Origin of the sequence: Streptomyces clavifer (genome assembly GCF_036345975.1) — a bacterium.
Lineage (GTDB): Bacteria > Actinomycetota > Actinomycetes > Streptomycetales > Streptomycetaceae > Streptomyces > Streptomyces clavifer.
In genome coordinates, this window is the sequence record NZ_CP107793.1 from 3,846,037 (window position 1) to 3,868,156 (window position 22,120).

General features: G+C 70.7%; 19 protein-coding genes and 1 tRNA gene. 7 read left to right on the forward strand and 13 right to left on the reverse strand.

The window, feature by feature from the left end; genetic code table 11:
* Nucleotides 1–19: 19 nt before the first annotated feature.
* Nucleotides 20–1,720, forward strand: coding sequence for a GAF domain-containing sensor histidine kinase (locus OG927_RS16565; protein ID WP_056793119.1), 1,701 nt, complete (start codon nucleotides 20–22; stop codon nucleotides 1,718–1,720).
* A gap of 210 nt (nucleotides 1,721–1,930) precedes the next feature.
* On the opposite strand, the gene OG927_RS16570 is transcribed toward OG927_RS16565, so the two are convergent.
* The 4 genes from OG927_RS16570 to OG927_RS16585 all read right to left on the reverse strand — a co-directional run bounded on the left by OG927_RS16570 (nucleotide 1,931) and on the right by OG927_RS16585 (nucleotide 6,810).
* Complete coding sequence (locus OG927_RS16570) at nucleotides 1,931–2,776, reverse strand: Cof-type HAD-IIB family hydrolase (protein WP_056793118.1); 846 nt, start codon at nucleotides 2,774–2,776, stop codon at nucleotides 1,931–1,933.
* A 144-nt stretch (nucleotides 2,777–2,920) separates the two neighbouring features.
* Nucleotides 2,921–3,832 carry an LLM class flavin-dependent oxidoreductase gene (locus OG927_RS16575; protein ID WP_124281844.1) on the reverse strand — a complete coding sequence of 304 codons (912 nt, stop codon included), beginning with the start codon at nucleotides 3,830–3,832 and terminating at the stop codon, nucleotides 2,921–2,923.
* A 251-nt stretch (nucleotides 3,833–4,083) separates the two neighbouring features.
* Complete coding sequence (locus OG927_RS16580) at nucleotides 4,084–4,623, reverse strand: RNA 2'-phosphotransferase (RefSeq protein ID WP_330320373.1); 540 nt, start codon at nucleotides 4,621–4,623, stop codon at nucleotides 4,084–4,086.
* Nucleotides 4,624–5,034: 411 nt separating this feature from the next.
* Nucleotides 5,035–6,810: an SDR family oxidoreductase gene (locus OG927_RS16585; RefSeq protein WP_330320374.1), complete on the reverse strand. Its 1,776-nt coding sequence runs from the start codon at nucleotides 6,808–6,810 to the stop codon at nucleotides 5,035–5,037.
* A gap of 333 nt (nucleotides 6,811–7,143) precedes the next feature.
* On the opposite strand from OG927_RS16585, the gene OG927_RS16590 reads away from it, so the two are divergent.
* From OG927_RS16590 to OG927_RS16615, 6 genes are all read left to right on the forward strand, one after another.
* Entirely contained in the window at nucleotides 7,144–8,118 is a 975-nt protein-coding gene (locus OG927_RS16590) for an ABC transporter ATP-binding protein (protein ID WP_241191937.1), read from the forward strand.
* Nucleotides 8,108–9,016, forward strand: coding sequence for an ABC transporter permease (locus OG927_RS16595; RefSeq protein WP_124281841.1), 909 nt, complete (start codon nucleotides 8,108–8,110; stop codon nucleotides 9,014–9,016). Before OG927_RS16590 ends, OG927_RS16595 begins: the two co-directional genes overlap by 11 nt.
* Nucleotides 9,013–9,924: an ABC transporter ATP-binding protein gene (locus OG927_RS16600; protein WP_056793112.1), complete on the forward strand. Its 912-nt coding sequence runs from the start codon at nucleotides 9,013–9,015 to the stop codon at nucleotides 9,922–9,924. Before OG927_RS16595 ends, OG927_RS16600 begins: the two co-directional genes overlap by 4 nt.
* A 30-nt stretch (nucleotides 9,925–9,954) precedes the next feature.
* A complete protein-coding gene (locus OG927_RS16605) occupies nucleotides 9,955–10,674 on the forward strand; it encodes an ABC transporter permease subunit (RefSeq protein ID WP_056793111.1) in 720 nt (239 codons plus the stop codon).
* A 302-nt stretch (nucleotides 10,675–10,976) separates the two neighbouring features.
* Nucleotides 10,977–11,669, forward strand: coding sequence for a hypothetical protein (locus OG927_RS16610; RefSeq protein ID WP_056793570.1), 693 nt, complete (start codon nucleotides 10,977–10,979; stop codon nucleotides 11,667–11,669).
* Nucleotides 11,670–11,942: 273 nt separating this feature from the next.
* Nucleotides 11,943–12,028 (forward strand) — tRNA-Ser (locus OG927_RS16615).
* A gap of 52 nt (nucleotides 12,029–12,080) precedes the next feature.
* Here OG927_RS16615 and OG927_RS16620 read toward each other — a convergent pair.
* The 9 genes from OG927_RS16620 to OG927_RS16660 form a co-directional block, all read right to left on the reverse strand.
* Nucleotides 12,081–12,896 carry an HAD family hydrolase gene (locus OG927_RS16620; RefSeq protein ID WP_056793569.1) on the reverse strand — a complete coding sequence of 272 codons (816 nt, stop codon included), beginning with the start codon at nucleotides 12,894–12,896 and terminating at the stop codon, nucleotides 12,081–12,083.
* 8 nt (nucleotides 12,897–12,904) lie between these two features.
* Nucleotides 12,905–14,182 (reverse strand): serine--tRNA ligase, encoded by a 1,278-nt coding sequence (gene serS, locus OG927_RS16625; RefSeq protein ID WP_330320375.1) that lies wholly within the window; start codon nucleotides 14,180–14,182, stop codon nucleotides 12,905–12,907.
* Between the two features lie 733 nt (nucleotides 14,183–14,915).
* Complete coding sequence (gene pheA / locus OG927_RS16630; protein ID WP_319100485.1) at nucleotides 14,916–15,851, reverse strand: prephenate dehydratase; 936 nt, start codon at nucleotides 15,849–15,851, stop codon at nucleotides 14,916–14,918.
* Nucleotides 15,852–15,891: 40 nt separating this feature from the next.
* Nucleotides 15,892–17,190 (reverse strand): iron uptake transporter deferrochelatase/peroxidase subunit, encoded by a 1,299-nt coding sequence (gene efeB / locus OG927_RS16635; protein ID WP_330320376.1) that lies wholly within the window; start codon nucleotides 17,188–17,190, stop codon nucleotides 15,892–15,894.
* Nucleotides 17,191–17,195: 5 nt separating this feature from the next.
* Nucleotides 17,196–19,256 carry a copper resistance CopC/CopD family protein gene (locus OG927_RS16640; protein WP_330320377.1) on the reverse strand — a complete coding sequence of 687 codons (2,061 nt, stop codon included), beginning with the start codon at nucleotides 19,254–19,256 and terminating at the stop codon, nucleotides 17,196–17,198.
* 12 nt (nucleotides 19,257–19,268) lie between these two features.
* On the reverse strand, nucleotides 19,269–19,712 hold the full coding sequence (locus OG927_RS16645) for a copper chaperone PCu(A)C (RefSeq protein WP_056793106.1): 444 nt from the start codon (nucleotides 19,710–19,712) through the stop codon (nucleotides 19,269–19,271).
* Nucleotides 19,709–20,362, reverse strand: coding sequence for an SCO family protein (locus tag OG927_RS16650; protein WP_056793105.1), 654 nt, complete (start codon nucleotides 20,360–20,362; stop codon nucleotides 19,709–19,711). The genes OG927_RS16645 and OG927_RS16650 overlap by 4 nt, the downstream gene beginning before the upstream one ends.
* A 46-nt stretch (nucleotides 20,363–20,408) precedes the next feature.
* Nucleotides 20,409–21,143 (reverse strand): YcnI family copper-binding membrane protein, encoded by a 735-nt coding sequence (locus tag OG927_RS16655; RefSeq protein WP_124281836.1) that lies wholly within the window; start codon nucleotides 21,141–21,143, stop codon nucleotides 20,409–20,411.
* Nucleotides 21,144–21,248: 105 nt separating this feature from the next.
* Nucleotides 21,249–22,055: a hypothetical protein gene (locus OG927_RS16660; protein ID WP_124281835.1), complete on the reverse strand. Its 807-nt coding sequence runs from the start codon at nucleotides 22,053–22,055 to the stop codon at nucleotides 21,249–21,251.
* Between the last annotated feature and the right edge of the window lie 65 nt (nucleotides 22,056–22,120).

Consider the following 22,120-nt stretch of genomic DNA (forward strand, 5'->3'; position numbering starts at 1 on the left):
CACTCATTAGGCTCGGTTCATGGCCGAGCCGGACCCGAAGGACTCGCCCGGAGCCGCGACACAGGACGACGGAGGCCTTCAGGGGCTCGCCGCGGAGCTGACCGCACGCGTCCCGCAGCTGCTGGAAGGCACGAGGTCCGTCGGCACGGGCCTGGAGCTCCGCTCCACCCTCGACCGCATCTGCGCGACCGCGGCCGAACTCACCCACGCCCGCTACGGTGCCATCGGCGTCGTCGACGAACCGGGCGACAGCCTCTCCGACTTCGTCACCCACGGGGTGCCCGACGAGGTCGCCCACGCCATCGGACGCCCGCCGGACGGCCGTACGGGTCTCCTGGGCGCGCTGATCCGGGACCCGGTCCCCATCAGGCTGAACGATCTTTCGGCCGACCCGCGCTCGGCCGGTTTCCCGCGCTCCCACCCGAGGATGCGGACCTTCCTCGGAGTCCCGATCCGGGTCCGGGGCGATGTGTTCGGGAACCTCTACGTGGCGGAGAAGCGGTGCGGCGCGCCGTTCGACGACGACGACCTGCACATGCTGAGCGTGCTCGCGACGGAGGCCGGAATCGCCATCGGCCACGCGCGGACGTACGAGGCCGCGCGGCAGCGCGAACGGTGGATCGACGGCTCGGTCGCGGTCACCACGGCACTGCTGTCGGGCGGGGACGCCGAAGACGCGCTGACCGTCGTCGCCGAGCAGGCTCGTCGTCTCGCCGGCTCCGCCGCGGGGATCGTGCTGCTGCCGGCCGAGGAGGGGGGCCTGGAGATCGTCGCCGGCGCCGGCGACCAGCCGTCCACCTCCCTGGGCGTGATCATTCCGGCTCACAGCCCTGTGGTCGCGGCTCTCCGCAGGGGGGAGGCGGTCTTCGTGGACGACGCGGCCACCGACCCGCGCGTGATCACCAGGCTGGCCGATCGGTTCGGACCGCAGATGCTGCTTCCCCTGAGCAGCGGCGGACGGGTGCTGGGCGCGCTCTCCATCCTCCGGAAGCGGGGTGAGCGGCCCTTCACGGAGTCGGAGCGGACGCTGGCCACGCAGTTCGCCGCGCAGGCCGCGCTGGCCCTCAAGGTGGCCGAGACCCAGCGGGACCGGGAGCGGCTCGCCGTGTACGAGGACCGGGACCGGATCGCGCGGGACCTCCACGACCTGGTCATCCAGCGTCTGTTCGCCACGGGGATGATGCTGGAGCGGGCCCAGCGCCGCTCGGCGGTCCCCGGGGTGCAGGCCGGTGTCGGACGGGCCGTCGACGAACTGGACGTGACCATCCAGGAGATCCGTACGGCCATTTTCGCGCTGCAGCAGGAGCCGGCCGAGGCCCCGTCCGGACTGCGGACCCGGGTGCTTCGGGAGATCAACATGGCGGCCGTGCCCCTGGGGTTCAAGCCGACGCACCGTTTCCTGGGGCCCGTCGACTCGCTCGTCGGGGAGCTCACGGGCAAGAACCTGATCGCCGCCCTGCGGGAGGCGCTGTCCAACGTCTTCCGGCACGCACGGGCCTCACACGTCGAGGTGAGCGTGGACGCGACCGCCGTCCTGCCGGACGGGAGGGACGCCGTGCGGCTGTGCGTCGCCGACGACGGGGTCGGCATCCCGGACAGCGGGAGGCGCAGCGGACTGCGCAACCTCGCCCGCCGTGCTGAGTCGCTGGGGGGAGCGAGCCGTTACGGGCCCGGGGAGGAAGGCGCCGGCACGACGGTGGTGTGGGAGGCCCCGCTCTGATGCGAGGGCGGTACGCCGGACCGTCCTTCTACGTCGAGCCGTCTCTCTACGCCGCCCCGTTTCCCTACGCCGGGCCGCCGCCCCGCCGAGTCGTCCTCACGGAAGGCACCCCGGCCTCCGGGTGGTCCCTCGACCCTCCCGGCCGGCTTCTCCCGCTGTCGTCCGGGCCCGTTCCGCCCGCCCGTACCCCGGGACGCCGCGCAGGCGGCCTCAGCGGGTGGCGAGGATCCGCTCGATGACGACCGCGACGCCGTCCTCGTCGTTGGTGAGGGTCACGCCGGAAGCGGCAGCGAGCGCGGCAGGATGGGCGTTGCCCATGGCGAACGAGGCTCCGGCCCACTCCAGCATCTCCACGTCGTTGGGCATGTCACCGAAGGCGACCACCTCGGACTGCGCGATGCCGCGCTCCGCACAGCAGGCGGCGAGCGTGCGGGCCTTGGAGACGCCCGCGCCGCTGATCTCCAGCAGGGCCGTGGGGCTGGAGCGGGTGACCGATGCCCGGTCCGCCGCCGACTCGCGGGCCAGCGCGAGAAAGGCGTCCGGTGCCAGTTCGGGATGGTGGGCGAGCACCTTCAGCACCGGGGCGCCGGTACCGGGCGCCTCCTCGTGGAGCAGCTTCTCCGCGACGGCGACGGTGGCTCCCGGGTCCAGGTGGAACGGCGGGTAGGCCGGCTCGTAGTGGATGCCCGTGGTCAGTTCGACGGCGAACGAGGTGCCCGGCGCGACCTCGCGCAGGATACGGACGACCTCCAGGGCGACCTCGCGCTCCAGCGGGTGGACCTCGATCAGTCGCCCGTCGGCCCGCAGATCGGCGACGGCGGCCCCGTTCGCGCAGATCGCCATGCCGTGGCCGTGGACATGGGCACTGACGACGTCCATCCAGCGGGCCGGGCGGCCGGTGACGAAGAAGACCTCGATGCCCGCCTCCTCGGCCGCGGCGAGGGCGGCGATCGTACGGTCCGACAGGGTCTTGTCGTCACGCAGCAGCGTGCCGTCCAGGTCGGTGGCGATCAGCCGGGTTACGGCAGGCAGAGGCGAGTCGGTAGCTGAGGTCACCCGGTCATTCTCCCGCACGGGGTCGCACGGTCGTGCGCAGGGGCGCACATCTGAGAGTGTGAGCCCCTGATCTGCGGTACGTGACTTTGGCATATGACAAAGGCTGGGCGGCCCGCGATCCGGCGTGGTCGCGGGCCGGAACGGTCAGCCGAGCTGGGAGAGGCCCTCGGTGGCGATCCGCTCGAAGACCTTGTCGTCCATGGCGAAGTCGGAGTCCGGCACCGGCCAGTGGACGACGATCTCGGTGAAGCCGAGCTCGAAGTGCGTCCCCGCGAAATCCACGAACGCGTCGAAGGAGCGCAGCGGACGGCCCGGGGTGAAGCCGGTCAGGAGGATCTTGTCCAGCCCCGAGACATCCCGCCCCACCGCCTCACCGGCTGCGCCGAGCCGGGAGATCTGTCCGCGGACGGCTGCCACGGACTGTTCGGCCGTCCCGGTCTCGAACAGCTTCGGATCGCCCGTGGTCACCCACGCCTGGCCGTACCGCGCGGCGAGCTTCAGCCCACGCGGCCCCGTGGCGGCGACTGCGAACGGCAGCCGCGGGCGCTGTACGCAGCCAGGGATGTTCCGGGCCCCGTCGGCCGCGTAGAGGCGTCCCTCGTGCGTCACGGACGGCTCCCGGAGCAGCCGGTCGAGCAGGGGGACGAACTCGTCGAAGTGGTCGGCGCGTTCCCGGGGCGTCCAGGGTTCCTCGTCGCTCCTGCGCAGTGTCGTGGCGTCGAAGCCGTTGCCTCCCGCGCCGATACCGAGCGTGATCCGCCCGTCGGAGACGTCGTCCAGTGTGATGAGGTCCTTGGCGAGCGTCACGGGGTGCCTGAAGTTCGGCGAGGTGACGAGGGTGCCCAGGCGCAGCCGCTCGGTGGCCGCGGCGGCGGCCGTCAGTGTCGGGACCGCGCCGAACCACGGTCCGTCACGGAAGGTCCGCCAGGCCAGGTGGTCGTAGGTGTACGCCGCGTGGAATCCCAGCTCTTCGGCGCGGACCCACAGGTCCCGACCGCCGTCGTGCCAGCGGCGGATGGGCAGGATCACGGTGCTCAGGCGGCGAGAGGAGGTCATGGCCACGACTCTACGGTGGCGTTTCCGGGACCGCTGCGGGGCGCCCGCGACGGCTGATGCGGCACCGGGGGACGGGCGCCGGTGGTCGCCGCGACGGGGCCGGGCGACGGTGGTCGCCGCGACGGGGCCGGGCGGGCCGGGGCGATCTCGAAGGGGAGTGGGCGCCTGGAGGGTCTTCGCGCCGGCCTGGGCCGCCTGCGGGGCAGCGAGCCGCGGAGTGCGGCCGTGGCGGGCCTGCGACGGCACGCCTCCTACCGCATGCGGAGGAAGCCCGGCGGCACGGCATCGGTGAGCCACACGCCGTTGGCGGTGACATGGAAGAGATGACCCGCACGGTGCATGGCGCCCGCGTCGACGGACAGGACGACGGGGGCACCGCGTCGGGCGCCGACACGGGTGGCAGTCTCGCGGTCGCGCGAGAGGTGCACATGGTGCCGGGCCATGGGCCGCAGTCCTTCGTTACGGATGGCGTCGAGGGCCCGTGCCACCGTCCCGTGGTAGAGGTACGCGGGCGGCTCGGCCGGTGCCAGGTCCAGGTCCACCGCGACGGTGTGCCCCTGGTTCGCGCGGATGCGGTCGTCGGCCACGGCGAAGCGCTGCTTGTCGCTGGCCGCGACGACGTGGTCGAGCTCCGATCGTGAGATGGCGAACCCGTGTCGGGCACAGGCCCGCAGCAGCTCTTCTATGGAGACCCAGCCGTGGGCGTCGAGGCTGATTCCGATGCGGTCCGGCTGGTGCCGCAGGTGCTTCGAGAGGTACTTGGACACCATTACGGTGCGTTGTGCGTCCATCGCGCCAGAATGCCCGCCGACTGGCTCGCGGTGCACCTGGTTATGTGTCGGAAGTTTTGGTGTCCGTCACCCTGCCCAGGTTTGATCCACAGCCAACTCGGTTTATCCACAGGTGTTTTGGCGATTCTGTGGACAAGTGCCGGGCGGATAGCGGCTTTTGAGTAACATGCATCATTTTGGGACATCTTGTGTCCATTGTGGGTAAATGCAGCTATGGATGGCCGCGTTGGGCCGCTGAACACAGGAGCGCGATGGCTTGGGCCAACCGCCTCGGCGCAGGCGTCAGGTGCGGAGAACCAGCTGCAAGCCCCGGCGCCGAGACCGCTGTTGGCGGCGGGTCGCCCCGAAGCTCTGAACCCGTCCCTCCTCAACGGTCGTTACGGGCCCGGCGCGGCGAACTCGGCCGTGCTGTCAGAGTGGTGGCTTCAGACGGGCCAGGGCACGCCGTGTCCCGGGGCTGAAGCGCGACAGCAGCCGGGATCCGCGGGCCTCCGCGGTCACGGGGACCACCGCTCGGTTGTGCACCACGGCGCGCAGGATCGCGTCAGCCACCTTCTCCGGCTGGTAGTTGCGAAGGGCGTACAGGCGGGTCGCGCGCTTCCGCAGGCGTGCCTGGTCCGCTTCGTCGGCTCCGGCGAAACGAGCCGTCGAGGTGATCGGGGTATTGACGAAGCCGGGGCATATCGCGGTGACGCCGATCGACTTCTCGGCCAGCTCCGCCCGCAGGCATTCGCTCAGCATCAGGACGGCGGCCTTGGACGTGCTGTACGCGGGAAGCGCCCGAGAGGGCTGATAGGCCGCAGCCGAGGCGATGTTGACGATATGGCCGCCCTGGCCGCGGTCGGCCATCTGCCCGCCGAAGATGCGGCAGCCGTGGATGACGCCCCAGAGGTTGACGTCGAGGACGTTCCGCCAGTCCTCGCTCGTGGTCTCGAGGAAGGAACCGGACAGCCCGATACCGGCGTTGTTCACCAGGACGTCGACTGTGCCGTACTCCGAGGCGACCTTTTCCGCCAGCTTCTCCATCGCCTGTTCGTCGCTGACGTCCGCCGTCTCGCTCCATGCCGCGGCCGCGCCGATCAGACGGGCCGTGTCCGCCGTCCGGGCCGCGCCCCCGGCGTCCCGGTCCACCGCCACCACCCGCGCCCCGGCGCGGGCGAAGGCGAGCGTGGTGGCCCGTCCGATGCCGGAAGCGGCGCCCGTCACGAGGACCAGCCGGCCGCCGAAGTGCTCCGCGTGGGCGCCCGTGGCGACGGTCTCCTGCACGGGCGGGCCGTCGTGCGAGGACTCCGCCTCGCACCCGGAGACGAAGTCGCTGATCCAGGCCGACAGCTGATCGGGCCTGGTGCGCGGCACCCAGTGCCTGGCCGGCAGGGTGCGGCGGACCAGCTGGGGTACCCAGGTGTCCAGGTCGTCGTAGAGCGTCTCGGAGAGAAAGACGTCGCCGGTCGGTGTGATCAGCTGGACCGGTACGTGGGCGGTCGCGTCCGGACGCGGCCTGCGCAGGCGGGCCCGGACGTTGTCACGGTAGAGCCAGGCCCCGTGGGCCGCGTCGCGCGGCAGCGAGGACGTCGGGTATCCGTCCGAGGGCACCCGTTCCATCCGTTCGAGCATCCGGGGCCACTGTCTGCCGAGCGGCCCGCGCCAAGCCAGCTCGGGCAGCACGGGGGTGTGCAGTGCGTACACGTACCAGGACTTCGCACCCTGGCCGAGCAGCTGGCCCACCCGGCGCGGACTCGGGTGGGAGACGCGCTGCTTGATCCAGTGCCCGAAGTGGTCCAGGGACGGTCCGGACATCGAGGTGAACGACGCGATCCGGCCCTTGGTCCGCTCGACCGTGGCGAACTCCCACGACTGGACCGAACCCCAGTCGTGGCCCACCACATGGACCGGCCGGTCCGGGCTCACCGCGTTCGCGACGGCCAGGAAGTCATCGGTCAGCTTCTCCAGGGTGAAGCCCCCGCGCAGCGGTGCGGGCGCCGTCGACCGGCCGTGTCCCCGGACGTCGTAGAGCACCACGTGCCACCGCTCCGCCAGCCGGTGGGCGACCTGCGACCAGACCTCCTTGCTGTCCGGATATCCGTGCACGAGCACGACCGTCGGCCGCGTCCGGTCACCCAGCTCGGCGACGCACAGCTCGATCCCGCCCGTACGTACCCAGCGCTCACGCGCGTCTCGCAGATCCACGGTGCCCCCCTCGTCCGGTGCCGGTGCCGCTGTTGCGGCACCGGCCCGTCACATGACACCGACGAATGTGGCAACCCCCGGCGGCCGCGTCAAGGGATGCCCCGACCCTGTGGACAACGCCGGTGAGCCCCTGCCGGGAGCCGTGCGGACCACGGCATGTGGGCGGCTTCGCCGGTTTCGGGTCATCCCCCGTGGGGTCCCCCTACGGGTCCGTACGCCTGGAGGCGGACGCTCATCCAGCCGCCTGGTCTGACGACTCCCCCGGCGCGCACCACTACCGTCGGGGACGTGACTGTGATCGCGACCGAAAGCCTGAGCAAGCGGTTCCCCCGGGTGACCGCTCTTGACCGGCTCTCCTTGGACATCGGACCGGGCGTAACCGGCCTGGTGGGTTCCAACGGGGCCGGCAAGTCCACACTGATCAAGATCCTGCTGGGTCTGTCCCCCGCCACCGAAGGCCGGGCCGCGGTGCTCGGACTGGACGTCGCCACCGAAGGCGCCGCGATCCGGGAGCGCGTCGGGTACATGCCCGAGCACGACTGCCTGCCGCCCGACGTGTCGGCGACCGAGTTCGTCGTCCACATGGCGCGGATGTCCGGCCTGCCCCCGACGGCCGCGCGCGAGCGCACCGCCGACACACTGCGCCACGTCGGCCTGTACGAGGAGCGCTACCGGCCCATCGGCGGCTACTCCACCGGCATGAAGCAGCGGGTGAAGCTGGCCCAGGCACTCGTCCACGACCCGCAGCTGGTCCTTCTCGACGAGCCGACCAACGGCCTGGACCCGGTGGGCCGCGACGAGATGCTCGGCCTGATCCGCCGCATCCACACCGACTTCGGCATCTCCGTGCTGGTCACCTCGCATCTCCTGGGCGAGCTGGAGCGCACCTGCGACCACGTCGTCGTCATCGACGGCGGCTCGCTGCTGCGCTCCAGTTCCACCAGCGACTTCACCCAGATCACCACGACCCTGGCGGTCGAGGTCACCGACAGCGACGACCACCCCGACGGCACGGACGCCGTGCGGCGGGCTCTCACCGGGGCCGGCGTCAAGCTCGTGGGGCTCGACGGCCTCGACGCCGCGGGTCTGCCCGGGGCCGGCCACATCCTCCTGGTCGAGGCGACGGGCGAGGAAACGTACGACCTGGTCCGCGACAGTGTCGCCGGGCTCGGACTCGGTCTCATCCGGATGGAACAGCGACGCCACCACATCGCCGAGGTCTTCCGCACCGAAGAGGCACCACAGGCAGCCGTGGCCGCGACAGCCGGCGCCGGAGAGCAGAAGGGGAGCGGTCGCGATGAGCACTGAGACCGGGACCGTCACCGGGAGCGACACCTCCCGGATCCACAACATCGGGTACCGCTCGTACGACGGGGTCCGCCTGGGCCGGGCCTACGCCCGACGGTCACTCTTCTCGCAGTCGCTGCGCGGCTCGTTCGGACTGGGCCGTTCCGCCAAGTCCAAGGTGCTGCCGATGCTGCTGTGCGGGGTGATGTGCATGGTGGCACTGATCCTTGTCGCGGTGGCCATGGCGACGCCGAACATGACGAAGCTGCCCATCGAGTACACGGCGTTCGCGATCTACCTGCAGGCCGTGATCGGCCTCTTCATCGCCTCCCAGGCACCGCAGTCGGTGTCCAGGGACCTGCGCTTCAAGAGCGTGCCGCTGTACTTCTCGCGGCCGATCGAGCGACTCGACTACGTGATCGCCAAGCTCGCCGCCATGGCGTCGGCCCTGCTCATCCTGACCGGGCTGCCGCTCGTCATCCTCTATGTGGGCGCCCTGCTCGCCAAGTTCGACTTCGCCGAGCAGACCAAGGGGTTCGGGCAGGGGATGGTCTCGGTGGCGCTGCTCTCCGTGCTGTTCGCCGGGCTCGGACTGGTCGTCGCCGCACTGACCCCGCGCCGGGGCTTCGGCGTCGCCGCTGTGATCGCCGTGCTCACCATCACGTACGGCGCGGTCTCCACGGTCCAGGCCATCGCCTGGGAGACGGGCTCCACCGGTGCCATCACCTGGCTGGGGCTGTTCTCGCCCATCACGTTGGTGGACGGGGTGCAGACAGCGTTCCTGGGTGCCTCCTCCGCCTTCCCCGGCGGTGAGGGCCCCGGAGCCGCCGCCGGTGTCGCCTACCTGATCGTCGTCCTCGCACTCGTCGCCGGCTCGTACGCCGTACTGATGCGCCGTTACCGGAAGGTCGGGCTGTGACCACCATCGAGATCGACCACACCTCGCGCTGGTTCGGCAACGTCGTCGCCGTCAACGACGTGAGCATGACCGTGGGACCGGGCGTCACCGGTCTCCTGGGCCCCAACGGCGCGGGCAAGTCCACGCTGATCAACATGATGGCCGGCTTCCTCGCCCCGTCGACGGGCAAGGTCACCCTCGACGGCACGCAGATCTGGCGCAACGAGGCGGTCTACAAGGCCATCGGGATCGTGCCGGAGCGGGAGGGCATGTACGACTTCCTGACCGGCCGCGAGTTCGTCGTCGCCAACGCGGAGCTGCACGGGCTGGGAGACGCCGCCGCTCGGACGGCACTGGCCACCGTCGAGATGGAGTACGCGCAGGACCGCAAGATCTCCACGTACAGCAAGGGCATGCGCCAGCGCGTGAAGATGGCCTCCGCGCTGGTCCACAACCCCTCCGTGCTGCTCCTGGACGAGCCGTTCAACGGCATGGACCCCCGCCAGCGGATGCAGCTGATGGAACTGCTGCGCCGGATGGGTGCGGAGGGCCGCACGGTCCTCTTCTCCTCCCACATCCTGGAGGAGGTCGAGCAGCTCGCCTCGCACATCGAGGTGATCGTGGCGGGACGGCACGCCGCCTCCGGTGACTTCCGGAAGATCCGCCGGCTCATGACCGACCGGCCGCACCGCTACCTCGTGCGGTCCAGCGACGACCGGGCCCTCGCGGCCGCACTCATCGCGGACCCGTCGACGGCGGGGATCGAGGTCGATCTCACCGAGCAGGCCCTGCGGATCCAGGCCGTCGACTTCGGGCGCTTCACCACGCTGCTGCCGAAGGTGGCACGCGAACACGGCATCCGGCTGCTGACCGTTTCTCCGTCCGACGAGTCCCTCGAATCGGTCTTTTCCTATCTCGTAGCGGCCTGAGTAGTGGCCTGAAAGGAGCTGTGAAGCGTCATGTACGACCCCACAGTCGCCCGGCTCACCTACCGGGCCCTGCTCGGCAGGCGCCGGGCCGCCATCCTGTTCGTCCTGCCCGTGCTGCTGGTGGTCATCGCCGTGGCGGTACGGGCGTTCGCCGGGGCGGATGACGACGTCGCCTCCGGGGTGCTCGGCGGTTTCGCCATCGCCACGATGGTGCCGCTGATCGGTGTCATCGCGGGAACGGGTGCCATCGGTCCGGAGATCGACGACGGTTCGATCGTCTATCTGCTGGCCAAACCGGTGAAGCGGCCCACCATCATCTTCACCAAGCTGATCGTCGCCATCGCCGTGACGATGCTCTTCTCGGCCCTGCCGACGTTCGTCGCCGGCATGATCCTCAACGGCAACGGCGGCCAGATCGCCGTGGCTTACACGATCGCGGCACTGGTCGCCTCGATCGCGTACAGCGCGCTGTTCCTCCTGCTCGGTACGGTCAGTAGGCACGCCGTGGTCTTCGGCCTGGTGTACGCCCTGGTGTGGGAGGCGCTCTTCGGCAGCCTCGTGCCCGGGGCCAGGACGCTCAGCGTGCAGCAGTGGTCCCTGTCGGTCGCCGAGAAGGTCGCCGGAGACGGTCTGGTCACCTCGGACGTCGGCCTGCCGCTCGCGACGATTCTGCTGGTGGGCGTCACGGTCGCCGCCACCTGGTACGCGGGTCAGAAGCTGCGTGCGCTGAAGCTCGCCGGCGAGGAGTGACACCCGCTCCGGCCGTCTGAGAGGCGTCCGGGCCCGCGCAACCCCCGTCCGGTGGACGGGGGTTGTTCTGTATGCGGGCAGTGAAACGCGTAACTGTACGTTTATCGGCTCGTTGTGCAGCCTGCGTGGAGGCAACTGGAATCCGTGGCGTCGAGCTTTCGTGAAATCGGGGATTGCCGGCACCGGTGAGGCAGCGCCCGCCGTGTCGGTCATAGAGCAAGTGGCAACCGTGAGCGTCCTCCGCCCTCGCGGCCCGGGGACAGGGCCGGTCCACCTCGTATCCACGTGTGAAAGGCATGCCCATGCCCACGGAAGTCGCCCTGCTCGAATCGCATGCCCTGCGTGTGGAGCAGATGGGGCGCGTCGACGTCCTCGACAAGGTCAAGAGCCTTGTCATGCTCCCTGACGGAGTTCACGTTCGCACAGAGGACGTGGCTCGCTACTTCGAAGTATCCACAGCCTCGGTGAGAAGGCTCACCGATCGGCATCAGCAGGAGCTCATCAGTAATGGCATGAGAGTCCTGCGCGGCTCTGAGCTGCAATCCTTCCATAGCGACATGATGTCGCTATGGGGAGAGGGCGAGGTGGGAAGTTATCCACAGGCAGCCACTCAGCTACGGCTCCACACCCGCAGGACCGTGCTCAACATCGCCATGCTTCTTCGCGACAGCGACATCGCTCGCTGTGTCCGGACCTATCTGCTGGACGCCGAGGAGGACCTCCGCGAGTCCGTCGCCTCGCTCGACCGGAGGGTCACCCGCGTCGAGGGCTGCCTCGTCGGCGTCGGCAACGCGCTCCAGGAGCTCGGTCCCGTGCTGAGCAGGATGTCGCACCGGCTCGACGTCCTCGACCGGAAGCTGGACATCACCCACCAGGTCGTCGGGGCCATCAGTCTCCGGCTCACCGATGTCTCGCAGGACATCGTCCGGCTCGACGCGCGCATGGACGACGTCGCCCGGCAGCTCAAGGACCTGAGCCGGGGCGGGCTCGGCTGACATCCGGCTCGGACGAGGGGCGGCCGTCCGGGGGCCGCCGAAAAGGAGTGGCCCCCGGCCGGCGCCCTCGGGCACAGTGAGGGAGAAGGCGCACGGGTGCACGGCGCCCACGAAGTCCGGGAGAGGAGCGCGACGATGACCGGCAGTCCGAGTCCGTCGAGTTCCCGTCAGGGCGGTCCGCAGCCGGTACCGCAGTAGCCTCACCAGGCACTGCGTTGCCGTGATCAGCCGGACCCCGGGTGGCCCCGTGCGGCGACGCGCGGGCCACCTCCCGGAGGATTGGCCGAGTGGTAAGGCAGCGGCTTGCTAAGCCGTCGTCGGGGCGAAACCCCGCGCGCGTTCGATCCGCGCATCCTCCGCCGCAGACATCCGCAGGCCCCGCGGTCAGGACGCAGGCCGGCGGACCGCGCTCTACGCGCGCGTGGCCGTCCGGAGCAGCTCCTCCAGCACGACCGCGATGCCGTCGTGCTCGTTCGACGCGGTGATCTCGTGGGCCACGGCCTTCAGGTCGTCATGCGCATTGGCCATGGCCACACCGTGCTGCGCCCAGCCGAACATCGGGATGTCGTTCGGCATGTCACCGAAGGCCAGGGTGTCCGCGGCCTTCAGCCCCAGCCGGCGGGCGGCCAGTGAGAGACCGGTCGCCTTGCTCAGCCCGAGGGGCAGGATCTCCACGACACCGGGGCCCGCCATGACGACGTCCACCAGACTGCCGACGGCCTGCCGCGCGGCCTTCGTCAGGGCGTCGTCACCGAGCTCCGGATGCTGGATGTAGACCTTGTTCAGCGGAGCGGCCCACATCTCGGCGGGGTCGTCCACGAAGAGGGCGGGCAGCGGCCCCTCCTGCACCTGGTAGCCGGGTCCGACGAGCACCTCGCCCTCGAGACCGTCCCGGCTCGCGGCCAGCGCGAGCGGACCGACCTCCGCCTCGATCTTGGACAGCGCGAGTCCCGCGAGCTGCCGGTCCAGGGTCAGCGAGGTCAGCAGCTTGTGCTCCCCCGCGTGGTAGACCTGCGCGCCCTGACCGCACACGGCGAGGCCGTCGTACCCCAGGTCGTCCAGGATGTGCCGGGTCCAGGGCACCGCCCGTCCGGTGACGATGATGTGCGCCGCGCCGGCCGCGGTGACCGCGGCCAGCGCCTCACGTGTGCGCTCGGAGACCGTGTGGTCGTCACGGAGCAGAGTGCCGTCGAGGTCGGTCGCGACGAGCTTGTAGGGGAAGGCCACGGAGACGCTCACTTGGAGACCGGCTCCAGAACCTCGCGCCCGCCCAGGTACGGGCGCAGCACCTCGGGGACCCGCACGGAACCGTCGGCCAGCTGGTGGTTCTCCAGGATGGCCACGATCGTGCGCGGGACGGCGCAGAGCGTGCCGTTGAGCGTGGAGAGCGGCTGGACCTTCTTCCCGTCGCGCATACGCACGGAGAGCCGCCGCGCCTGGAAGCCGTCGCAGTTGGACGCGGACGTCAGCTCGCGGTACTTCCCCTGGGTGGGGATCCACGCCTCGCAGTCGAACTTCCGGGAGGCCGAGGAACCCAGGTCACCGGTGGCGACGTCGATCACCTGGAACGGCAGGTCGAGGGCGGTGAGCCACTGCTTCTCCCAGTCCAGGAGCCGGCGGTGCTCTGCCTCGGCGTCGGCCGGGTCGACGTACGAGAACATCTCGACCTTGTCGAACTGGTGGACGCGGAAGATGCCCCGGGTGTCCTTGCCGTACGTGCCGGCTTCGCGGCGGAAGCACGGGGAGAAGCCCGCGTACCGCAGCGGCAGCTTGTCGGCGTCGAGGATCTCGTCCATGTGGTACGCGGCGAGCGGGACCTCGGAGGTGCCGACCAGGTAGTAGTCGTCCTTCTCCAGGTGGTAGACGTTCTCCGCGGCCTGGCCGAGGAAGCCCGTACCCTCCATGGCGCGCGGGCGGACCAGCGCGGGGGTCAGCATCGGGACGAAACCGGCCTCGGTGGCCTGTGCGATCGCCGCGTTGACGAGGGCGAGCTCCAGCAGCGCGCCGACGCCCGTCAGGTAGTAGAAGCGCGATCCGGAGACCTTCGCCCCGCGTTCCATGTCGATGGCGCCGAGCGCCTCGCCGAGCTCCAGGTGGTCCTTGGGCTCGAAGCCCTCCGCAGCGAAGTCACGGATCGTGCCGTGCGTCTCGAGGACGACGAAGTCCTCCTCGCCGCCGACCGGAACGTCCTCATGGACGATGTTGCCGAGCTGGAGCAGCAGCCGCTTGGCCTCGGCGTCGGCCTCGTCCTGTGCGGCGTCGGCCGCCTTGACGTCGGCCTTCAGCCGGTCGGCCTTCTTGAGGAGCTCGGCGCGCTCCTCGGGGGTGGCCTTGGGGATCAGCTTCCCGAGCGACTTCTGCTCGGAGCGGAGTTCGTCGAAGCGGACGCCGGACGACCTGCGCAGCTCGTCGGCGGAGAGCAGGGCGTCGACGAGCGCGACGTCCTCTCCACGGGCGCGCTGGGAGGCGCGAACACGGTCGGGGTCCTCACGGAGCAGGCGAAGGTCAATCACCCCTCAAGGCTACCGGTGCGGGGATCCACCGCTCGAACCGATATCGGCGAGCGCAGCATTTTGCCCGAATTGCCGGAATCGCTAATTCGGGTGGGGAATCAGGGGCGCTCGAAGGGCGAGGGGGTCCCGTCGCCCCGAAAGCGGAGGTGGGTCACCCCTGCGTGTGCGACGCATCGTCGGTGCCCGGTGCGGTAGTTGGGGGCGCGGGCGGGGATCTTGTCCACAGGTTGTCGTCGCGCAATAAGTTATCCACAGGCTGTGAAGAAGTTCTGTGGATGCCGGAAGCGATCGTTCCGAAAGCCGCATGACGGGTCATGGATTCATCACTCAAACCCGATTCGTGCACTCATTCGGGTGGGAATTTCCCTCATTGGTGCGTGGATCAATGGAATTGAGGGGGCGAAGGTGTGACTGTGGGCTTTCAGAGGGTCCAGGAGTCCTGGGGTGATTTGTCGACCATGCGGCATTGTGGTGTCGACTTGTCCCCAGGGTGAGGGATGGCCTGTGGATAACGCTGTGGGTAACAGGGCTCAGCAGGTGGAGCGGCAGGAGTCACCGGCCGCGGGCCGCCTCGGGCGGGGTGAACCGGGCCCCGCACATCGCGTCGAGCACCGCACACCGAGCTCCGACCGGCGGGCAGCGTGCAGCCGAGGTCCTGCCGGGCCCGGGGCGGCCAGACCCTGCCTGGACCGTTCCCGCCGGTCGGGCCCAGCCGGAGCCGTTCCCCAGGGGGTCAGACCCGGCCGTCCTGGCTGCGGGCCAGCCAGTCCGATGCTTCCGTGAAGTCCCTGTCCGAGGTGCCGGCCCGCAGGGCGCTCACCTCTTCCGGGGTCACCCCGGCCCGCGGGTACGAACCCAGGAACCGCACGTTCGGGCAGATCCGCTTCAACCCCATCAGCGCCTCCCCGACCCGGCGGTCCGCGATGTGGCCCTCCGCGTCCACGGCGAAGCAGTAGTTGCCGATGCCCTCCCCGGTGGGCCGCGACTGGATCAGCATCAGGTTGACCCCGCGCACCGCGAACTCCTGGAGCAGTTCGAGCAGTGCCCCCGGGTGGTCGTCGCCGAGCCAGATGACGACGGACGTCTTGTCCGCACCGGTCGGCGCCGACGGCCTGGCCGGCCGGCCCACCAGCACGAAGCGGGTCTGTGCGTTCTCCGCGTCGTGGATCTCCGTCACCAGCGGTTCCAGCCCGTAGGTCGCCGCCGCGAACTCACCGGCGAAGGCCGCGTCGTAGCGCCCCTCCTGGACCAGACGGGCACCGTCCGCGTTGGACGCGGCCGACTCCCACACCGCGTTCGGCAGATGGGCCGCCATCCAGTTGCGCACCTGCGGCTGGGCGGCCGGGTGCGCCGTGACGGTCTTGATGTCCGTCAGCTTCGTCCCGGGGCGCACCAGCAGCGCGAACGTGATCGAGAGCAGCACCTCGCGGTAGATCATCAGCGGTGCGCCGGTGGTCAGCTCGTCGAGGGTCGCGGTGATTCCGCCCTCGACGGAGTTCTCGATGGGGACGAGCGCGGCCGCGGCCTCCCCGTTGCGCACCGCGTCCAGTGCGGCCGGTACCGAGAGCATCGGTACGAGTTCGCGGGTGGCGGCTTCGGGGAGAGTGCGGAGGGCCACCTCGGTGAAGGTGCCTTCGGGACCGAGATAGGCGTAGCGCGTGGCTGACATACGGTCACCCTAATAGGCCCGCGGAGGGGAGCGTGCGGACTCACGCCTCCAGCAGCCGCTGCCCCACGTACTCCCCGGCTGCGACGCCACCAGGAACGGCGAACAGGCCGCTCGACTCGTGCCGGATGAACGGTGAGAGAGCGTCCCCCCGGTCGAGCTTGCGCTGAACCGGAACGAAGCCCTTGAACGGATCGGCCTGCCAGCAGACGAAGAGCAGCCCCGCGTCCGGGGTGCCGTCGTCGGAGATGCCGTCGTGGTAGGAGAACGGCCGCCGCAGCATCGCGGCACCCCCGTTCTTCTCCGGGGAGGAGATCCGGGCATGGGCGTTGTCGGGGATCAGCAGCCTGCCGTCCGCATCCGCCTTGTCCAGATCCATCTCGGTGGTCTCGGAGCCCCCGCTCAGTGGCGCCCCGTCCGCCTTGCGCCGCCCGATGACCCGTTCCTGCCGGTCCACGGGGAGCTGTTCCCAGTCGTCGAGGAGCATCCTGATCCGGCGTACGACGGCGTACGACCCCCCGGCCAGCCACTCGTGCGCCGCCGGACCTCCGGCCGGGACGAAGATCCGCTGGTCGAAGTCACTCCCGCCCGGCTTCGGGTTGCCGGTGCCGTCGATCTGGCCCATCAGATTGCGTGCGGTCATGGGCCGTGCCGTGGCGCCCGGGGTGCGGTTGAAGCCGTTCATCTGCCAGCGGACCCGGGCCGTGGCACCGGCTTCCCTCTGGACGGCGCGCAGCGCGTGAAAGGCGACCAACGCGTCGTCGGCCCCGATCTGCACCCAGATGTCGCCGTCGGACCGCTGGGCGTCGAGGTGGTCCGAGGAGAACGCGGGCAGCGGATCCAGTCCGGCGGGCCGACGGGCTTCCAGGCCCGTGCGGGTGAAGAAGGCGCGTCCGAATCCGAAGGTGACCGTCAGGGAGGACGGGCCGGCGTCCCGCGCCACCCCCGTGTCGTCCCCGGTGGGTTCGCCGGCCATCAGCCGCTCCGCCACGGCCGACCAGCGACGCATCAGCGCGGCGGCTTCCCTGCGCCCGGCGCCGGCTGCCAGGTCGAAGGCGACCAGGTGCCCGCGGGCCTGGAGCGGAGTGGTGATCCCTGCCTGATGTTTCCCGTGAAACATCGCCCCGGTCGTGCCGATCGTGGTCAGCGCGGCCGGTTCGTCACCGCGGGTCGCGGCATAGCCGCCCGCGCCGCCTGCCGCGCCGAGCACCAGGCCGGCCGCCCCGGCCGCTCCCGCACCACCGATCAGCCGCCGTCGGGAGACGCCGGAGCCGGCGCCCGGAACGGTGCTGCCGGCTTCCGTGGTGCCCACGGCTCCGGAGCCGCCTGTCTTCTTGCTCATCGTGCTCAGCCGATCTTCACGTTCTTGTCGATGGTCGTCTGGTCGATGTCCGACGTACGCACGGTCACCTCGACCGTCCAGTCGCCCGCCATCGGGATCTGTACGCCGCTCGAGGTCCAGTGCCCCGCCGCGAGGCGGTCGGGGACGACCGGCAGCGGGCCGATGTCCTTGGACTTCAGGGTGAAGGCCACCTTCACCTCGGCGACGTCCATGGCGTCGCCGCCCGGGCCGTCGATCCAGACGTGCAGGTCGTTGGAGCCGGTGCCGCCGGGAGCCATGTCCAGCCGCACCGTCCCCTTGCCGTTCCGGCCGCCCGTGTCGAAGGGCACGCTCACGTTCACCGGCCCGGCCGTGTCCTGTACGGCCGTCGCGGTGGTGCTGCGGGCGGCCTCCTCCTCGGTACGCCCGGGCTCGGTGGACGTCAGAATCGTCGTGACCGCGAGCAGCACCACGGCGACGGCCGTTTCCACCAGCACGGAGCGGCGCAGCCCGGCGCGGGTGGGGTCGGCGTCACGGGCGCGCTTCTGCTTCGTCGCCGTCAGAGCGGCGTGCTGCCGGGCGAGCTGGGCGGCACGCTCCGGCGCGATCTCCCCGGCTTCGGTGGCCAAGGGCTTCCCCGTACCGTCCCCGGCCGCCTGCCCCGCACCGGCCTCGGATTCCTGCCCGGCGTCGGCCTCGGACCCGGCCGGCTTCGCGGAGTGCACCTCGGACAGGGCGGCGTCGGCCGTGAGCGACTCCTCGCCGGGCGCGCCCTCGGCGGCACGTGCTTCCCCACCGGGTTCGCCCTCGGTACCGGGCCCGCCGTCGGCCAGCCGGCCCGTCCACCGTCGCGAGAACCAGGCGACGCCGATCAGCACCACGACCAGGGCCACCTTGATGATCAGCAGTACCCCGTACCGGGTGCCGGTCAGCGCGGACCACGAGCCGACCTGGCGCCACGACTGGTAGAGCCCGGTCGCCGCGAGTACGAGCACGCTGCCGAACGCCAGGCGTGAGAACCGCCGGACCGCCCCGGCGGTGACGTCCGGTGTCCGGTAGAGGGCGACCAGCAGCGCGGCGAGCCCTCCCAGCCAGGCGGCGACGCCGAGCAGGTGCAGGACGTCGACCGGCATGGCGATACCCGGCTGGATGCCCGTGGAGGCGTGCTCGGCCAGGGCCCAGGTGCCGGCGATGCCCGCGGCGATGACCGCGCCGCCGGTGGCGAGCCCGAAGGTGAGGTCCTGCTTCTCCTTCTCGTCCTCGCGCTTGGCGTACGCCCCGAAGAGGACGGCGATGAAGAGGGCGGAGGCGCCGAGGAGGAGGAGCCGGGAGACCAGCGCCGCCCCGGGCTTGGTGTCGAGGGCGGCTTGCAGGCCGTTGAGGTCGAAGGCGTCGGCGATCTTCCCGGAGCCGGTGTACGGGTTCCGCAGGAGCAGCATCGCCAGGGTGGCCACGGTGAGCGTGACCCAGCCGCGTACGACGAGACGCTGCAGCGGTCGTGCGCCGGCCCCTTCCCGCCAGCACGCGAGCACGAAGGCCGATCCGCCCGCGAGCAGGATGAATCCGGTGTACGCGGCGTAGCGCGCGATGCCGTAGAGCGTTCCGACGAGGCCTCCGCCCACCTCGGTGGAGGGGAGCGAGACCGTGGTCTCCGAGGGGGCGCCGACGGAGAAGGTGAAGGCCCCGGCGACCGGGTGGCTGTCCACGGAGACGGCCTGCCAGGCCACGGTGTACGTGCCGTCGGGCAGACCGCCGTGGAGCGTGATGCCGTAGCGCACGGCGCCCCCGCTCGTCAGGTCACGGGGCGCTCCCGTGTCGGCCCGCTTTCCGCTCGGGTCGAGTACCCGGATCGAGTCGTCGCCCATGGCGATCTGTTCGGAGAAGGTGAGCGTGACCTCCTTGGGCGCGGTGGCGACCACCGCCCCGTCCTGCGGGTCGCTCCCGGTGAGGGCGGCGTGCGCGGACGCGGGGCTCGCGCCTGCCAGCACCAGACCGAACAGCAGGCTGATCAGCGTGGCGAGGAGCGCGACCGCGGCGAGCGGCCGACGTATGAGGGAGGGCCCGGAGTGCGGGGCGGCGGCTGTCATGGAGTCAGTACCTCACTGCTTCTTCGGGTTGTAGGTGGTCTCCTTGACGGGGAGTTCGACCGTGATGGGGTCCGCCTTCTCGAAGTGCAGTTCCACGGAGACCGTCTCGCCCTGCTCGGGCCGCTGCTTGAGGTCCATGAACATGATGTGGTTGCCACCGCGTTCGAGATCGAGCGCGCCACCGGCGGGCACCTCGAACGACGAGACCATCCGCATGGCCTGGTTCTTCGTCTCGTGGATGGTGACGTGGTCCGAGAGGCTGCTGCTCACCGAGGTGAGCCGGTCGGTGCCGCCGCTGTTCTTCACGACGAGGAAGCCGGCTGCCATGTCGCCGACGGGCTGCGGCATGTAGGCGCCGGTCACCGTCAGCTCCGGGCCGCTGTCGGAGGAGCACCCCGTCAGCGCCAGCCCGGCGGTGACGGCCAGTGCGCCGGCGAGGACGATGTGGCGGTTCACGGGTTCTTCCCCTCGAGGATCTTGGGGAGGTCCTTGGTGTAGTCCTCGGCCGTCGTGTCCTCGCTGTACAGCACGTACCCCTTGTCGGTCTTCGGGGAGAACGCGATGACCTGCGCGCCGTGCATCGAGACGACCGTGCCGTCCTTCTCCTTCTTCGGCGCGTCGATGCCGATGCCGATCTGCCGCGCACCCGCCTGGATGGTCGGGAAGTCGCCGGTGAGGCCGGTGAATTCGGGGTCCTGGGCCTTGAGCCAGCTGCCCAGGGACGCCGGGGTGTCCCGCTCGGGGTCGGTCGTGACGAAGACGACCTGGAGCTTGTCCTGGTCGGCCTTCGGCAGGGCCCTCTTGGCGAGCGCGATGTTGCTCATGGTCAGCGGGCACACGTCCGGACAGTTGGTGTAGCCGAAGTAGATGAGTGTCGGCTTGCCCTTGGTCCTCTCGCGGAAGTCGTAGGGCTTGCCGTTCGTGTCGGTGAGTACGAGGTCGGGCTTCGTGAACGGCTGGTCGAGCACGGTCGCGGGCTTGGACTCGGTCTCCACGGACACGTCGGCGACCGACGTGTCCGTGGAGGTGTCGCTGCCGCATGCCGACAGGGTCAGTGCTGCCGCGGCGGCGAACGCCACGGCCAGCACCCTCTTCTTGTTGCGCATGGAGAGCTGATTCCTGGTCTGTGGTGCGGGTGGTGGAGCCGTGGGGTCAGGCGCTGCGGCGACGTCCGGCGAGGACGCCGAACGCGACGCCCGCGACGCCGATCACGATGCCGACGATGCCCAGGACGCGTGCGGTGCTGTCGCTGCTGCTCGACGAGGCCACGGTCTCCGAGGACGCCTCGGTCTTCTCGGCGTGGTCCGTCCCGCTGCCCTTGTCGTCCGCGGCAGCGCCGTGGGCGTCGGCCGTCGCCGCGGTCAGCTTGAGGACGGGAGCCGGGCTCGCGGGCTCTTCGCCGCCCTCGACGGGCTCCTCGATCCAGCGGACGACTTCCTTGTTGCTGTACGTCTGCAGGGCCTTGAAGACCAGCTGGTCGGCGTCCTCGGGAAGCTGTCCGACCGAGAGCGGGAACTGCTGGAAGTAGCCGGGCTCGATGCCGCTGCCGTCGGTGGTCCAGGTGACCTTGGAGACGGCCTCGTTGATCTTCTTCCCGTGCACCTCGAGCGGCTTGGCCAGCTTGCTCCGGGTGACCTCGATCTTCCAGCCGGGGATCGCCTGCGGGCTGACGGAGGCCAGCGGGTGATCGGTCGGGAAGTTGACCTCGAGCTTCGTGGTCGACGCGTCGTCGCGCTCGTTGGGGACCTTGAAGTTGATGGTGGCGTAGCCGCCCTTGGCGGCCTCGCCCTGCGGCTGCACGCTGACGTGGGCGGCGGCGGGACCGGCGAGCAGCAGGACGGTGGACGCGGCGACGCCGCCCGCGATGGCGATACGCGAAACGTTCATGGCAGGGATCACTCCACAGGGAACGAGAGGAACGGTGGTCCGGCGCGCGGGTGCGCGACGGCATCGCGACCGCCCCGGTCGCCGGTTCCGGCGGAGGGGGTCGCGTCAGGCTGCGCGTACGTATACGGGCGGAGGCCCGCGCCTGATCACCATGTGCTGCAGAGGAATCCCGGGGGTGGGCACCGGATCGTGCGCGGCGGTACGGATCGGCCGGGGCCGGGCGGGACGCCCGGGCAGACCCGCACGGAGTGCGCGTACGAGGGCCATGGCAGCCCGCAGGGACCGCAGCCGGGCCCCGGCCACGAGCTGGCGGCCGCCGTACGCGGACAGTCCGGCCAGTCGGAAGAGCGCGATTTCGCCGCGGCGGAGCAGCCAGCCGGTGGCGAGCGCGGCCAGGAGGTGCCCGAGGAACATGGGCAGGCTCGGCAGGAGGGCGGCCGGCGCGAAGGCGTCGGCCGTGCCCGCGGCCGCTCCGGCGGCGAGGTGCGGGTGCCCGCCCGTCACAGTCGTGGGATCGATGCCCGCGGTGGTGACGATGCGATGGGCCTCACCGGCGCTCAGCTGTGCCGGACCCGCACCGCAGACCAGTCCGGCGGCGAACCGGATCAGCGAGTCGTCCCCGGAAGCGGCCCCGGTGCCGGCCGTGTGACGCCCCAGTCCGAACACGGCGTGCAGGACGATCTGTCCGGCGGCCAGGGCGGCGGTGATCGAGAGGAGCGTACGTTCGCGCCCGGCGAGGGCCACCGCGACGCCGAAGACCCCGAGGAAGCCGGCGAGGACGGTCCATCCGGGCACCGCCGCACCGGAGGCGAACGCGTGTCCTGACGCGGCCAGCACGACGCAGACCGCGGCGAACACCGCGGTCCTCAGGAGCCGCAGACCGGCTCCGGCGCGTGTGACAGGCATAGACATGGCCGGGTCATCATCGCACTGCGACCCCGGCTCCCGTACGGCAGGTCCGGAAGGTCGGCATCCGT

Excerpts from the sequence above, each read along its gene's own strand:
- OG927_RS16605 (WP_056793111.1), top strand. The coding sequence starts at position 9,955 with ATGTACGACCCCACAGTCGCCCGGCTCACCTACCGGGCCCTGCTCGGC.
- OG927_RS16640 (WP_330320377.1), bottom strand. The coding sequence starts at position 19,256 with ATGACAGCCGCCGCCCCGCACTCCGGGCCCTCCCTCATACGTCGGCCG.
- OG927_RS16565 (WP_056793119.1), top strand. The coding sequence starts at position 20 with ATGGCCGAGCCGGACCCGAAGGACTCGCCCGGAGCCGCGACACAGGAC.
- OG927_RS16595 (WP_124281841.1), top strand. The coding sequence starts at position 8,108 with ATGAGCACTGAGACCGGGACCGTCACCGGGAGCGACACCTCCCGGATC.
- efeB (WP_330320376.1), bottom strand. The coding sequence starts at position 17,190 with ATGAGCAAGAAGACAGGCGGCTCCGGAGCCGTGGGCACCACGGAAGCC.
- pheA (WP_319100485.1), bottom strand. The coding sequence starts at position 15,851 with ATGTCAGCCACGCGCTACGCCTATCTCGGTCCCGAAGGCACCTTCACC.
- OG927_RS16575 (WP_124281844.1), bottom strand. The coding sequence starts at position 3,832 with ATGACCTCCTCTCGCCGCCTGAGCACCGTGATCCTGCCCATCCGCCGC.
- OG927_RS16660 (WP_124281835.1), bottom strand. The coding sequence starts at position 22,055 with ATGTCTATGCCTGTCACACGCGCCGGAGCCGGTCTGCGGCTCCTGAGG.
- OG927_RS16655 (WP_124281836.1), bottom strand. The coding sequence starts at position 21,143 with ATGAACGTTTCGCGTATCGCCATCGCGGGCGGCGTCGCCGCGTCCACC.
- OG927_RS16580 (WP_330320373.1), bottom strand. The coding sequence starts at position 4,623 with ATGGACGCACAACGCACCGTAATGGTGTCCAAGTACCTCTCGAAGCAC.
- OG927_RS16650 (WP_056793105.1), bottom strand. The coding sequence starts at position 20,362 with ATGCGCAACAAGAAGAGGGTGCTGGCCGTGGCGTTCGCCGCCGCGGCA.
- OG927_RS16610 (WP_056793570.1), top strand. The coding sequence starts at position 10,977 with ATGCCCACGGAAGTCGCCCTGCTCGAATCGCATGCCCTGCGTGTGGAG.